Source organism: Leifsonia shinshuensis, from assembly GCF_031456835.1.
In the GTDB taxonomy this organism is placed as follows: Bacteria; Actinomycetota; Actinomycetes; order Actinomycetales; family Microbacteriaceae; genus Leifsonia; species Leifsonia shinshuensis_C.
The window spans coordinates 199,877-212,058 of sequence record NZ_JAVDVK010000001.1; the positions used below are offsets into that span (position 1 = coordinate 199,877).

General features: G+C 71.1%; 12 protein-coding genes. 9 read left to right on the forward strand and 3 right to left on the reverse strand.

Annotated features, from left to right (window positions below):
• The first annotated feature begins 43 nt into the window (after positions 1 to 43).
• Both rho and prfA read left to right on the forward strand, forming a co-directional pair.
• Positions 44 to 2,293, forward strand: coding sequence for a transcription termination factor Rho (gene rho / locus J2W45_RS01060; protein ID WP_310128267.1), 2,250 nt, complete (start codon positions 44 to 46; stop codon positions 2,291 to 2,293).
• Positions 2,294 to 2,383: 90 nt separating this feature from the next.
• Entirely contained in the window at positions 2,384 to 3,457 is a 1,074-nt protein-coding gene (gene prfA / locus J2W45_RS01065) for a peptide chain release factor 1 (protein ID WP_310128269.1), read from the forward strand.
• Between the two features lie 135 nt (positions 3,458 to 3,592).
• Here the strand turns inward: prfA and prmC are convergent, their stop codons facing one another.
• Complete coding sequence (gene prmC, locus J2W45_RS01070) at positions 3,593 to 4,501, reverse strand: peptide chain release factor N(5)-glutamine methyltransferase (protein WP_310128271.1); 909 nt, start codon at positions 4,499 to 4,501, stop codon at positions 3,593 to 3,595.
• A 105-nt stretch (positions 4,502 to 4,606) separates the two neighbouring features.
• Here prmC and cysK point away from each other — a divergent pair, with 105 nt between their 5' ends.
• Together cysK and epsC are read left to right on the forward strand one after the other, a co-directional pair.
• Positions 4,607 to 5,545 carry a cysteine synthase A gene (gene cysK / locus J2W45_RS01075; RefSeq protein ID WP_310128273.1) on the forward strand — a complete coding sequence of 313 codons (939 nt, stop codon included), beginning with the start codon at positions 4,607 to 4,609 and terminating at the stop codon, positions 5,543 to 5,545.
• A gap of 5 nt (positions 5,546 to 5,550) precedes the next feature.
• A complete protein-coding gene (gene epsC / locus J2W45_RS01080) occupies positions 5,551 to 6,120 on the forward strand; it encodes a serine O-acetyltransferase EpsC (protein WP_310128275.1) in 570 nt (189 codons plus the stop codon).
• Between the two features lie 60 nt (positions 6,121 to 6,180).
• Here the strand turns inward: epsC and J2W45_RS01085 are convergent, their stop codons facing one another.
• On the reverse strand, positions 6,181 to 7,122 hold the full coding sequence (locus tag J2W45_RS01085; protein WP_310128277.1) for a TetR/AcrR family transcriptional regulator C-terminal domain-containing protein: 942 nt from the start codon (positions 7,120 to 7,122) through the stop codon (positions 6,181 to 6,183).
• A gap of 111 nt (positions 7,123 to 7,233) precedes the next feature.
• On the opposite strand from J2W45_RS01085, the gene J2W45_RS01090 reads away from it, so the two are divergent.
• Both J2W45_RS01090 and J2W45_RS01095 read left to right on the forward strand, forming a co-directional pair.
• Complete coding sequence (locus J2W45_RS01090; RefSeq protein WP_310128278.1) at positions 7,234 to 8,169, forward strand: ATP-binding cassette domain-containing protein; 936 nt, start codon at positions 7,234 to 7,236, stop codon at positions 8,167 to 8,169.
• The gene (locus tag J2W45_RS01095; protein WP_310128280.1) at positions 8,166 to 8,963 is read left to right on the forward strand and encodes an ABC transporter permease; all 798 of its coding nucleotides are present in this window, start codon (positions 8,166 to 8,168) and stop codon (positions 8,961 to 8,963) included. The genes J2W45_RS01090 and J2W45_RS01095 overlap by 4 nt, the downstream gene beginning before the upstream one ends.
• A gap of 102 nt (positions 8,964 to 9,065) precedes the next feature.
• Here the strand turns inward: J2W45_RS01095 and J2W45_RS01100 are convergent, their stop codons facing one another.
• Complete coding sequence (locus J2W45_RS01100; protein ID WP_310128282.1) at positions 9,066 to 9,698, reverse strand: HAD family hydrolase; 633 nt, start codon at positions 9,696 to 9,698, stop codon at positions 9,066 to 9,068.
• 60 nt (positions 9,699 to 9,758) lie between these two features.
• Here J2W45_RS01100 and J2W45_RS01105 point away from each other — a divergent pair, with 60 nt between their 5' ends.
• Genes J2W45_RS01105 through J2W45_RS01115 form a run of 3 tightly spaced genes read left to right on the forward strand, consistent with a single transcriptional unit; the run spans position 9,759 to position 12,169 of the window.
• Positions 9,759 to 10,454: an L-threonylcarbamoyladenylate synthase gene (locus J2W45_RS01105; protein WP_310128284.1), complete on the forward strand. Its 696-nt coding sequence runs from the start codon at positions 9,759 to 9,761 to the stop codon at positions 10,452 to 10,454.
• Between the two features lie 3 nt (positions 10,455 to 10,457).
• A complete protein-coding gene (locus J2W45_RS01110) occupies positions 10,458 to 11,702 on the forward strand; it encodes an MraY family glycosyltransferase (protein ID WP_310128286.1) in 1,245 nt (414 codons plus the stop codon).
• Entirely contained in the window at positions 11,699 to 12,169 is a 471-nt protein-coding gene (locus J2W45_RS01115) for a hypothetical protein (RefSeq protein WP_310128287.1), read from the forward strand. The genes J2W45_RS01110 and J2W45_RS01115 overlap by 4 nt, the downstream gene beginning before the upstream one ends.
• The last annotated feature ends 13 nt before the right edge of the window (positions 12,170 to 12,182 follow it).

Genomic DNA, 12,182 nt, shown 5'->3' on the forward strand with positions numbered 1-12,182 from the left:
CAGACGGCGCGCGAAGACGCGCCGGGGGAAAGGATCCTCTTCCGTGACTGATGTCGAACTCCACGCCGGGGGCGTGGACACCAGCGACCTGACCGGCCTCAAGGTGGCGGAGCTGCAGGCTCTCGCCGCCGGGCTCGGGCTCCAGGGCGCGACCCGGCTCCGCAAGGGCGAGCTGGTCGAGGCGATCGCCGCCGCGCGCGCGGCGTCCGCTCCGGCCGACGCCGCCGAGCCGGTGCAGCTCGAGGGCTTCGGCGACGAGGCGGCGCAGCCCGCCGCGGCGTCCCAGGTGCTCACCGAGCCGCTGATCGCCGAGCCGCTCATCGCCGAGCCGGCCGGCGCCGAGCGCGTCGAGCCCACCGTGGGCGACCCGCTGCTTCCGACCACCGCGGACGCGGGCTCCACCGAGCCGCGCCGCCGCGGCTCCCGCCGCGTCAGCAGCCCCGACGGCACCGGTATCGCCACCGGCACCGGTACCGCCGCAGGCACCGGTACCGCCACCGGCAACGGTGTGGCGGCCGGCTCGCACGTCAACTCCGGCGCGACCGGCGTCGACTCGCTCATCCCCGACGTGGATGCGCTGCTCGACTCCGCCCTCGCCTCCCGCGAGCAGGCCCGTGGGCCGCAGAACGGCCAGCAGAACGGCGGCCAGCAAAACGCCGACCAGGCCCAGGGCAACGGCGGCCGTCGTCGCCGCGGCCGCGGCCAGGGCGGCCAGAACGGCGAGCAGGGTCAGGACGCCGCGGGCGCCCCGACCGCCGAGCAGCCGCAGCAGGAGCAGACCGACGGCCGCGCGGACGCGCAGCAGGGCGACGACTCCGGCTCGACCGAGCAGCAGGGCACCGGCCGCAACCGCCGCAACCGCAACCGCAACAAGAACAACGGCCAGCAGAACGAGCAGGGCCAGGGCCAGCAGGCTCAGGGCGCCCAGCAGGGCCAGGGCCAGCCGAAGGACCTGCAGCAGGGCGGCCAGCAGGGCCAGCAGAACCGCGGCCAGAACCCGCTGAACGACCAGGCCGAGGGCGAGCGCGGCGGTCGTTACCGCGACCGCAACCGCAAGCGCCGCGGCGGCCCCGCCGGCGACGAGTTCGAGCCGGAGCTGACCGAGGACGACGTCCTCATCCCCGTCGCGGGCATCCTCGACGTGCTGGACAACTACGCCTTCGTCCGCACCACCGGCTACCTGCCGGGCGCCAGCGACGTCTACGTCTCGCTCGGCCAGGTCAAGAAGTACAACCTGCGCAAGGGCGACGCCGTGGTCGGCGCCATCCGCCAGCCGCGGGACGGCGAGAACAACAGCCGTCAGAAGTACAACGCGCTGGTGAAGGTCGACTCGATCAACGGCCAGACCCCGGAGGAGGCGGCGACCCGTGTCGAGTTCGGCAAGCTGACGCCGCTCTACCCGCAGGAGCGCCTGCGCCTCGAGACCGAGCCGACCAAGGTGACCCAGCGGATCATCGACCTGGTCGCTCCGATCGGCAAGGGCCAGCGCGGTCTCATCGTCGCGCCGCCGAAGGCCGGCAAGACGATCGTCATGCAGCAGATCGCGAACGCGATCACGGCGAACAACCCCGAGGTGCACCTCATGGTGGTGCTGGTGGACGAGCGGCCCGAAGAGGTCACCGACATGCAGCGCACGGTCAAGGGCGAGGTCATCGCCTCCACCTTCGACCGTCCCGCCGAGGACCACACGACCGTCGCCGAGCTCGCCATCGAGCGCGCGAAGCGCCTGGTCGAGCTGGGCCACGACGTGGTCGTGCTGCTCGACTCGATCACCCGCCTGGGCCGCGCGTACAACCTGACCGCTCCCGCGTCGGGCCGCATCCTCTCCGGTGGTGTCGACGCGTCGGCGCTGTACCCGCCGAAGCGCTTCTTCGGCGCCGCCCGCAACATCGAGCACGGCGGCTCGCTCACCATCCTCGCGTCGGCGCTCGTCGAGACCGGCTCCAAGATGGACGAGGTCATCTTCGAGGAGTTCAAGGGCACCGGCAACATGGAGCTCCGCCTGTCGCGTCAGCTGGCCGACAAGCGCATCTTCCCGGCCGTCGACGTGAACGCCTCCGGCACCCGCCGCGAGGAGATGCTGATGGGCCAGGACGAGGTCAAGATCACCTGGAAGCTGCGCCGCGCCCTCGCCGGGCTCGACCAGCAGCAGGCGCTCGAGATCGTCCTCGGCCGGCTGAAGGAGACCTCGAGCAACGTCGAGTTCCTGATGCAGGTGCAGAAATCGATGCCCGCGCCGACCAACGGCCACGGCACCGCGCACTCGCACGGCCACGAGAACGACCACCGCTAGCTGCGATCAGCGCCCGTCCGCCGTGCCCTGTGCACGGCGGGCGGGCGCTTCGTCGTTTCCCGGCCGCCTCCCCGCCAGAAAGAAGACCCCATGTTCGAGTCCGTGAACACCCTCATCGCGGAGCACGACGACCTCCAGCGCCAGCTGTCCGACCCGGAGCTGCACAGCGACCCGGTCCGCTCGAAGAAGGTGAACCGTCGCTACGCCGAGCTCTCGCGCATCGTGGCGGCCTACAACGAGTGGCGGCAGCTGTCCGACGACCTCGAGGCCGCCCGCGAGCTGGCGTCGGAGGACGCGGCGTTCGCCGAGGAGATCCCGGGGCTCGAGCAGAGTGTCGCCGACACGTCCGAGAAGCTGCGCCGGCTGCTCATCCCGCGCGACCCCAACGACAGCCGCGACGTCATCATGGAGATCAAGATGGGGGAGGGCGGCGCCGAGTCGGCACTCTTCGCCGGCGACCTCCTGCGCATGTACCTGCACTACGCGGACTCCAAGCGCTGGAAGGCCGAGATCATCGAGCAGACCTCGAGCGACCTGGGCGGCATCAAGGATGTGCAGGTCGCGTTCAAGGGCAACTCCTCCGACCCGGCCGAGGGTGTCTGGGCGCACCTCAAGTACGAGGGCGGCGTCCACCGGGTGCAGCGCGTCCCCGCGACGGAGTCGCAGGGCCGCATCCACACGTCCGCCGCCGGTGTTCTCGTGTTCCCCGAGGTGGACGAGCCGGAGGAGGTCGAGATCAACCCGAACGACCTCAAGATCGACGTGTTCCGGTCGTCCGGCCCGGGCGGTCAGTCGGTCAACACGACGGACTCGGCGGTGCGCATCACGCACGTGCCGACGGGCATCGTCGTCTCGATGCAGAACGAGAAGAGCCAGCTGCAGAACCGCGAGGCGGCGATGCGCGTGCTGCGCGCCCGGCTGCTCGCCCGGCAGCAGGAGGAGGCGGACGCCGAGGCGGCCGAGTTCCGCAAGGGCCAGATCCGCACGATGGACCGCTCGGAGCGCATCCGCACCTACAACTTCCCCGAGAACCGCATCGCGGACCACCGCACCGGCTACAAGGCCTACAACCTCGACGCCGTCATGAACGGAGCCCTCGACCCCGTCATCGACTCGAACATCCACCTAGACGAGGAAACCCGCCTCACCAACCTCGCCGACTGACCCGCTTTCCCCTATCGCCCGCGCCCCCACCGTCGAGTACACGAAAAGTGCACGGGAAACGCCGTCGCGGCGTGCACTTTTCGTGTACTCGACGGAGGGGGGACGCCCGGAGCGCGACGGGAGCCGCGGCGCGGGTCAGCGGAGGGCGGTGGTGGCGCGGTCGCGGGTGGTGAGGTCGCGGTGGGTGGCGGCGGCGCGCCAGCCGTCGGCGGTCAGGAGGTCACGGATCGCGGCGCCCTGCAGCTCGCCGTGCTCGAGCACGAGCGTGCCGCCGGGGCGGAGGAGGCGCTGCGCGACGCGTGAGATCGTGCGCACCACATCCAGGCCGTCCGGGCCGCCGTACAGCGCGGCGTGAGGGTCGTGCAGCCGCACCTCGGGGTCGCGGGGGATGGCGTCGTCGGGCACGTAGGGCGGGTTGGAGATGACGACGTCCACCGTGCCGTCGAGCTGCGGCAGCGCGTCGGCGAGGTCGATGAACACCGGCGTCAGGTTGGTCGCCCCCACTTCGTCGATGTTGCGGCGGGCCCAGATGTACGCCTCCGGGGAGTTCTCGACCGCGTAGATCCGCGCGTGCGGCACCTCGGTCGCCAGGGCCAGCGCGATCGCGCCGCTGCCGGTCCCGAGGTCCACTCCAACCGGCTCGGGCGATGGGACGGCGCGCAACGCGTCGATCGCGAACTGGGCGACCTGCTCCGTCTCCGGCCGCGGCACGAAGACGCCGGGACCGACGTTCAGTTCCAGCGACCGGAACGGCGCGCGGCCGGTGATGTGCTGCAGCGGCTCCCGCGCGGCCCGGCGCTCGACGAAGGCGCGCATCCGCTCGACGTCGGCGCCGTCGACCTCCGCATCCATCACGATCAGCGCCTGCACCCGGCCCCGGCCGACGCCGAGCACGTGGGCGAGCAGCAGCTCGGCGTCCACCTCGGGGTCCGGGACGCCCGCGCGCGCCAGCACGCCCACCGCGTCGTCGCGGAGGGTCCTGGCCGGGACGGGGGTGGATGCGGAGCCGGGAAGCGGAGAGGGGGTGGGCGCTGTGGGGGTCATCGCCCGACGAGCCTACCGTCCCGTCACACAGGTTCCGTGCCGGGTCTCGGCGTCTAGAGTGGTGACGCGTTCCCATCCACCGCCACCCGCACGAGGAAGAGACCTATGTCCGCACAGATCTACGACAACGTCACCGAGGCCGTCGGACGGACGCCGCTCGTGCGGCTCAACCGGCTCACGGAGGGTCTCGACGCGACCGTGCTCGCGAAGCTCGAGTTCTACAACCCGGCCGCCAGCGTGAAGGACCGCATCGGCGTCGCGATCATCGACGCGGCCGAGAAGGCGGGCGCTCTGCGTCCCGGCGGGACGATCGTGGAGGCGACCAGCGGCAACACCGGTATCGCCCTGGCGATGGTGGGGGCGGCCCGCGGCTACACCGTCATCCTCGCGATGCCGGAGACGGCGAGCAAGGAGCGCCGCGTGGTCATGCGCGCGTTCGGCGCCAAGGTCGAGCTGACCCCGGGCGCCGACGGGATGCGCGGAGCGGTCGAGACCGCCAAGCGCATCGTCGAGACGACCGACAACGCCATCTGGGCGCGCCAGTTCGAGAACGAGGCCAATCCGGCCATCCACCGCGCCACCACCGCCGAGGAGATCTGGGCGGACACCGACGGCGGCGTCGACATCTTCGTCGCCGGCGTCGGCACCGGCGGCACGATCACCGGCGTCGGCCAGGTGCTCAAGGAGCGCAAGCCCGAGGTGCAGGTGGTGGCCGTGGAGCCGCTGGACTCGCCCATCCTGAACGGCGGGAACCCGGGTCCGCACAAGATCCAGGGGATCGGGGCCAACTTCGTGCCCGAGATCCTCGACACCACGATCTACGACGAGGTCGTCGACGTGTCGCTCGAGGACGCGCTCGACGTCGCCAAGCGCCTCGCCAGCGAGGAGGGCATCCTCGCCGGCATCTCGTCCGGTGCGATCATCTGGGCGGCGCTGCAGGTGGCGAAGCGGCCGGAGAACGCGGGCAAGACCATCGTCGCGATCGTCTGCGACACCGGGGAGCGCTACATCTCCACGCCGCTGTGGGCCGACCTGCTGGACTGACCGGGGTGCCGATCTTCCGGGCGCGCGAGGACCTCCGCAACGCACGCCGGCACGACCCCGCCGCGCGCGGGTCCTTCGAGATCGCGGTCGCCTACTCCGGGCTGCACGCCATCTGGTCGTACCGCGTGGCCCATCGGCTGTGGCGGGCGGGGCTCCGGACACCCGCGCGGTTCCTGTCGCAGTTCACGCGGTTCCTGACGGGCGTCGAGATCCACCCCGGCGCGCGCATCGGGCGGCGGTTCTTCATCGACCACGGGATGGGCGTGGTGATCGGCGAGACGACGTGGATCGGCGACGACGTCATGCTCTACCACGGCGTGACCCTGGGCGGCCGGGGGAGCGGGCACGGCAAGCGGCATCCCACTGTGCACGACGGCGTGACCGTCGGCGCGGGGGCGAAGGTGCTCGGAGCGATCACGATCGGCGAGCACTCGGTGATCGGCGCCAATGCGGTGGTCACGCGCGACGCGCCGCCGAATTCGCTGCTCGTCGGCGTGCCCGCGCATCCGCGGCCGCGCTCGGGGCACGAGCAGATCCCGGGCGACACCTGGATCGACCCGGCGATCTACATCTGAGGCGGCGGGAACCGTCTCGGCGGGAAGCGTCTCCCCGGGAGGCTCCGCAGCGGTGAGGCGTCAGCGCGCGGCCCGCTCCCGGGCGCGCTCGATGGCCTCCCGCTCGCGCTTCCGCGCCTCGCGCAGCTTCGACTCCGCCTCGCGCCGGGCCTTCGCGGCCTCGCGCACGGCCTTGTCCCGCGGCGCCGGCTCCGGCAGCGGTTCTGGTGCGGCGGGCGGCTGCGCCCCGCCGCGGTCGGCGATGTAGCGCTCGATCCCGTCGAGGATGCGGTCCAGCCCGAACGCGAAGTCGTCCTGCTCGCCGCCGTCGGCGTCCGCATACGCACCCGTCGCGACGAGCGGCCCCAGGTCTGGGAACCGCTCGGGCGTCACGAGTTCGGACAGCGCCCGCGTGAACGCCTCGCCGTTGGCGGGCGGCCCGTCCGCCTGGCGCGCCCGGGTGACATCCCGCTCGACGATGCCGACGGCGCGCGCGTAGGACGACAGCAGCAGCGCGGTCGACATCTTCTCGGCGTCGGTGAGGGGGAGCGTCCGCATCTCGCGCAGCCCCCAGTCGAGCACCGCCAGGTTGTTCGGCATGAGCGGGATGCCGCTGATCGGGATGTCAGGGAACCACGGGTGCTCCCGCATCACGTCGATCGTGGCCATGGCCCAGCGCCGCAGTCCGCCGCGCCAGTCATGAGCGCCATCGCCGCCCGCGGGGCGGTTCGTCAGGCCGTCGTCGGGCGGGATGGGGAGGGCGCAGACGGCGTCCTGCATCAGCGCCAGCACGTCGTCCTTGCTGGTGACGTAGCGGTAGAGCGACATGGTGGTGAAGCCGAGCTCCCCGGCGATGCGGCTCATCGACACCGCGCCGAGTCCTTCCGCGTCGGCGAGTTCGATGGCCGTGTCGACGATCCGCTCGATGCTCAGCTCGCGTTTCGGGCCGCGCTGCGGGTGCTCGGCGACGCCCCAGCTGAGCGCGACGGCGCGGGGGAGCGCCTCTTCGACGTCTTCGGCCATGTTCGGCGCCCTTTCCGACGGAGTGTTGACACCCATCCTAGAACTGTGTATCACTTAAACAACCGTATGCGGCATAAACAGTTTACGAGACACACAGTCGAAGGGAACACCATGAACCGACCGGCGATCGAGGTGACGGGGCTGCGCAAGGCGTTCGGCGCGCAGACCGTCCTCGACGGCATCGACCTGCGCGTGGAGGCGGGGAGCGTGTTCGCGCTGCTCGGCCCGAACGGAGCGGGCAAGACCACTCTCATCACCATCCTGTCCACGCTCGTCCGGCCTGACGCCGGCTCTGTGACCATCGCGGGGCACGACCTGGCGGCTGATCCGGACGGCGTCCGGGCCTCGATCAGCGTCACCGGCCAGGCCGCGGCCGTCGACGGCGTGCTGACGGGAGCCGAGAACCTGCGGATGATGGCGCGGCTCTCCGGCTTCAGCGCGGCCGTGGCGCGGCGGCGCAGCGACGAGCTGATCGACCGGTTCGACCTGGCCGACGCGGCACGGAAGCGGGTGTCGACCTACTCGGGCGGGATGCGGCGCCGGCTCGACCTCGCGCTCAGCCTGGTCGCCGCACCGCCCGTCATCTTCCTGGACGAGCCGACCACGTGCCTCGACACGCGCAGCAGGCAGACGCTGTGGGACATCATCCAGGACCTCGCCCGGCGGGGGACGACCATCCTGCTGACCACGCAGTACCTCGAGGAGGCCGACCAGCTGGCCGACCGGATCGCCGTGCTCGACCACGGAACGATCGTCGCGGAGGGTACCGCCGCCCAGCTCAAGGCGCAGGTCGGCGGCGAGGTCGTCGAGTTGCGGGACGCCCGCGGCGACATCGTGCGCGAGCTCCCGACGGACGGCAGCGTGGATGCGCTGCGCGCCGCGATCGACGACCTGGACGCGCTCGCCGTGCCCGGCGCATCTATCGCCATCCGCAAGCCCTCGCTCGACGACGCGTTCCTCGCCCTGACCGGGCAGCAGGCGGCCGGGCAGCAGGCGGCCGCCCAGCAGACCACACACCACGAGACCGAGAAGGAGGCCGTCCGATGACCGCCCTCACCGTCCCCACCCGCCCCGAGCGCCCGGTCACGCCGCTGACGAGCACCGTCGTCTTCGTCGGGCGCGGCATCCGCCACTCGCTCCGCGACGTCGAAGCGCTCACGATGGCGATCGTCCTGCCCGTGATGCTGATGCTGCTGTTCACCTTCGTGTTCGGCGGCGCGCTGGATGCGGAGGGCGGCTACGTGCAGTACGTGGTGCCCGGGATCATCCTGCTGTGCGCCGGTTTCGGCGCCTCCAGCACGGCCGTCGACGTCGCGCGCGACCTCAGCGACGGGATCGTCGACCGCTTCCGTACGATGCCGTTGCGCTCGCGCGGCGTGGTGACCGGCCACGTGGTCGCCAGCCTGCTGCGCAACCTGGTGGCGACCGGCGTCGTCATCGCGGTGGCCCTGCTTGTCGGCTTCCGTCCGACGGCGAACGCCCTGCAGCGGGCGGGGGCGCTCGGTGTCGTGGCGCTGTTCATCCTGGCGATCACCTGGCTCTACGCCGGCATCGGGCTAGCGGCGAAGAGCCCGACCGCCGCGAGCGGGTACGGGTTCGCGCTGCTCTTCCTGCCGTACCTCTCGAGCGCGTTCGTCCCGACGGACACGATGCCGACCTGGCTGCAGTGGATCGCCGAGAACCAGCCCATCACGCCGATCATCGAGACCATCCGGTCGCTCCTGTTCGGCCGCGATCCCGGTTCCGACCTGTGGTGGGCCGTCGGCTGGTGCGCGCTGATCATCGCGGCGGCCTACGTCTGGGCCGCCTGGCTCTTCCGCCGCTCCGCCGGCCGCCGCTGACCCGAGCGCCAGCGCCCCTCCGTCGAGTACACGAAAAGTGCACGCCCGCGCGGCGTGTCGCGTGCACTATTCGTGTACTCGACGGAGGGGGAGGGGGCGCAGTCAGCGGAGGCGGTTCGCGAAGGCGTGGATGGCGTCGCGCATGCCGTCGGTGTCGAAGGTGCCGTCGTCGCGCTTCACGAAGTGGTAGGCGTGCATGCCCGTCTCGCGGGCGCCCTCCACGTTCGCGATCGAGTCGTCGAACAGGATGGCGTCCTCCGGCTTCACCCCGTACCGCCCGAGCGCGCGCGTGTAGATGCGGCGCTCGGGCTTCCGGGCGCCGAGCACGGCGGAGACGAGGTCGTTCCCGCCGAGCACGTCCACGATCTCCGGGGTGAGCACGGGCAGCGAGTCCTTGAACGGGATCGGGTTGTTCGACAGCAGCGACACCGTGCCGAGCCCCGCCGCCTCGTGCAGGGCGGCGATGGCGCCCGGGATGGGCGTCATCGCGGCCTTCCGCGCCTCCTGCCACTGGGCGAGGGAGAGCCGCGCGCCGGTCACCTCGGCGAAGGCGTCGAGGTACTCCTCGCTGGTGGAGTACTCGCCGATCTCCGCCGCGCGCTCGAATCCGCCCGCCCACCAGGACGACGCGAGCCGGTACTGGCTCACTCGTCCGAGCTCCGCGAGCTTCGGGAGCCGCTTGTGGAAGTCGTAGTCGTAGAGCGTCTTGTCGCAGTCGAAGAAGTAGACATCCATCGACTCCAGTATCGTCCTCCCAGTCTCGCCCTCCATGCCCCGGCTATCATTGGAGCCGTCATGGCTCCCATCTACGACTGCTCGGTCGACTCCGAACTGCTCACCGGCATGCGTCTCGCCCGGGCGGCGATCGGGCGCGGCGAACTCGTCGTCATCCCCACCGACACCGTCTACGGGGTCGCGGCCGACGCCTTCAACCCCGCCGCCGTGCAGCGCCTCCTCGACGCGAAGGGTCGCGGACGCCAGTCCCCGCCGCCCGTGCTCGTCCCCGGCATCCCCACGCTGGCCGCGCTCGCCGAGCGGGTGCCCGACGAGGTGGATGCGCTGGTCCAGGCGTTCTGGCCGGGCGGCCTCACCATCGTGCTGCCCGCATCCCCGTCGCTGGTCTGGGACCTCGGCGAGACGAAGGGCACGGTCGCCCTCCGGATGCCGAAGGACACTATCGCGCTCGAGCTGCTCTCCGAGACGGGGCCGCTCGCGGTGTCGTCCGCCAACCTGACCGGCCGTCCCGCCGCGCGCACCGCCGCCGAGGCCGAGGCGATGCTCGGCGACTCGATCTCCGTCTACCTCGACGGGGGAGAGGCCGGCTCAGCCTACGAGCGTGTCGAGGGCAAGGACTCGTCCTCGACGATCGTGGACGCGACCGCCCTGGCCTCCGGGTCGGGCGGGCTGCGCATCCTCCGCCAGGGCGTGGTCTCGGTCGACCAGCTGCGGGAGGTCGTCGGCGACGCCCTCGCCGTGCCCTCGGACGCCTGACCCGTGACCCTCCTCCTCGCCCTCGCGCTCATCTCGGCGGTCATCACCTTCGGGATGTCGTTCGTCGTCTACAAGCTGGCGATGCGCTACCGGCTCTACCCGAAGATCCGTGCCCGGGATGTGCACACCCGGCCGACGCCCCGGCTCGGCGGCGTCGCGATGTTCCTGGGCATCCTCGTCGCGTTCGGCGTCTCGTGGCTGCTGTCGAGCCAGTTCGGCGTGCTGTCGCTGATCTTCTCGGACCAGGGGCCCATCCTCGCCATCCTGGGCGCGTCCCTGCTGATCGTCGTGATCGGCGTGGCCGACGACATCTGGGACCTCGACTGGATGACGAAGCTCGCCGGCCAGTTCGTCGCGGCCGGTCTCGTCGCGTGGCTCGGCGTGCAGATCTATTCGCTGCCGATCGGCGGCCTGACGGTCGGCTCGCCGGTGATGTCCATCATCATCACCCTGTTCGCGATCGTGCTCGTGATGAACGCGATCAACTTCATCGACGGCCTGGACGGCCTGGTCGCCGGCGTCGCCCTCATCGCGAACGGCACGTTCCTCGTCTACACGTACCTGCTGCAGCGCGAGATCAGCCCGCAGAACTACTTCAGCCTGGCCGGCGTCATCGCCGCGATCCTGGTCGGCGCGTGCGCGGGGTTCCTGCCGCTCAACTGGCACCCGGCGAAGATGTTCATGGGGGATGCGGGGGCGCTCCTGATCGGCCTGCTCATGGCGACCTCGGCCATCTCGGTGACCGGCACCATCAACCCCGAGGCGCTGCAGACCCTCGGCAAGTCGTCGCTGGTGCCCGCGTTCATCCCGGTCATCCTGCCGTTCGCCGTGCTCGTCGTGCCGCTGCTCGACTTCGGCCTCGCCGTCATCCGGCGCCTGCGCGCGGGCAAGTCGCCGTTCAGCGCCGACCGCAAGCACCTGCACCACCGCCTGCTCGACATGGGACACACCCACCTGCACGCGGTGCTCATCTTCTACGCGTGGACGGCCGTGCTCTCGATCGGCTGCCTGCTGTTCTTCTTCGACCCGTACTGGATGGCGATCGTCTTCGTCGCCATCGGCCTGGTCGTCTGCACCGCCTTCACGCTCGCACCGCTGAGCCGCCGCAAGGCCAACGAGGCCGTCGCCGAGCTCGCACCCGCGGGGAGCCGCGAGGCCGAGGAGACCGCCCGCTTCGACCAGCTCGACGCCGCCAGCGAGCGCCCGGCCGCCACGACAGAACCCGCCCTCACCGAGGAGTCCCGATGACCGACAGCACCCACGCCGCCCCCGCGCAGCCGTCCTCCAACCCCGTCCTGCGCGACGTGCTGCGCTACGGCTTGATCCTGGCCGGCGTCATCGCCGTCGTCGGGATGCTGCTCGGCGGCCTGTTCGCCGGCTGGATCGGCGTGACGAGCGCCCTCATCGGCACGGCGATGGCGGCGGTGTTCCTCTCGATCACCGCGCTGAGCATCCTGATCGCGAACCGTTTCATCGGCTCCGACCTGTTCGTCGGGCTGTTCTTCGGGATCGTGCTGGGCGGCTGGATCGTCAAGTTCGTGCTGTTCCTGGTGCTCGCGATCCTGTTGCGCGACCAGCCCTGGATCAACCCGGTCGTGCTGTTCCTGAGCCTGATCGCGGGGGTGATCGGCTCGCTCGTCGTGGACATGATCGTAGTCTTCCGGTCGCGCGTCCCGTACGCCAGCGACGTCACCCTTCCGGGTGAGAAGCGCTGACCCGTATCCAATT

Bases quoted from the DNA above. Each gene is read 5' to 3' on its own strand.
- prfA (WP_310128269.1), top strand. From the start codon at position 2,384: ATGTTCGAGTCCGTGAACACCCTCATCGCGGAGCACGACGACCTCCAG.
- prmC (WP_310128271.1), bottom strand. From the start codon at position 4,501: ATGACCCCCACAGCGCCCACCCCCTCTCCGCTTCCCGGCTCCGCATCC.
- cysK (WP_310128273.1), top strand. From the start codon at position 4,607: ATGTCCGCACAGATCTACGACAACGTCACCGAGGCCGTCGGACGGACG.
- J2W45_RS01085 (WP_310128277.1), bottom strand. From the start codon at position 7,122: ATGGCCGAAGACGTCGAAGAGGCGCTCCCCCGCGCCGTCGCGCTCAGC.
- J2W45_RS01090 (WP_310128278.1), top strand. From the start codon at position 7,234: ATGAACCGACCGGCGATCGAGGTGACGGGGCTGCGCAAGGCGTTCGGC.
- J2W45_RS01095 (WP_310128280.1), top strand. From the start codon at position 8,166: ATGACCGCCCTCACCGTCCCCACCCGCCCCGAGCGCCCGGTCACGCCG.
- J2W45_RS01100 (WP_310128282.1), bottom strand. From the start codon at position 9,698: ATGGATGTCTACTTCTTCGACTGCGACAAGACGCTCTACGACTACGAC.
- J2W45_RS01105 (WP_310128284.1), top strand. From the start codon at position 9,759: ATGGCTCCCATCTACGACTGCTCGGTCGACTCCGAACTGCTCACCGGC.
- J2W45_RS01115 (WP_310128287.1), top strand. From the start codon at position 11,699: ATGACCGACAGCACCCACGCCGCCCCCGCGCAGCCGTCCTCCAACCCC.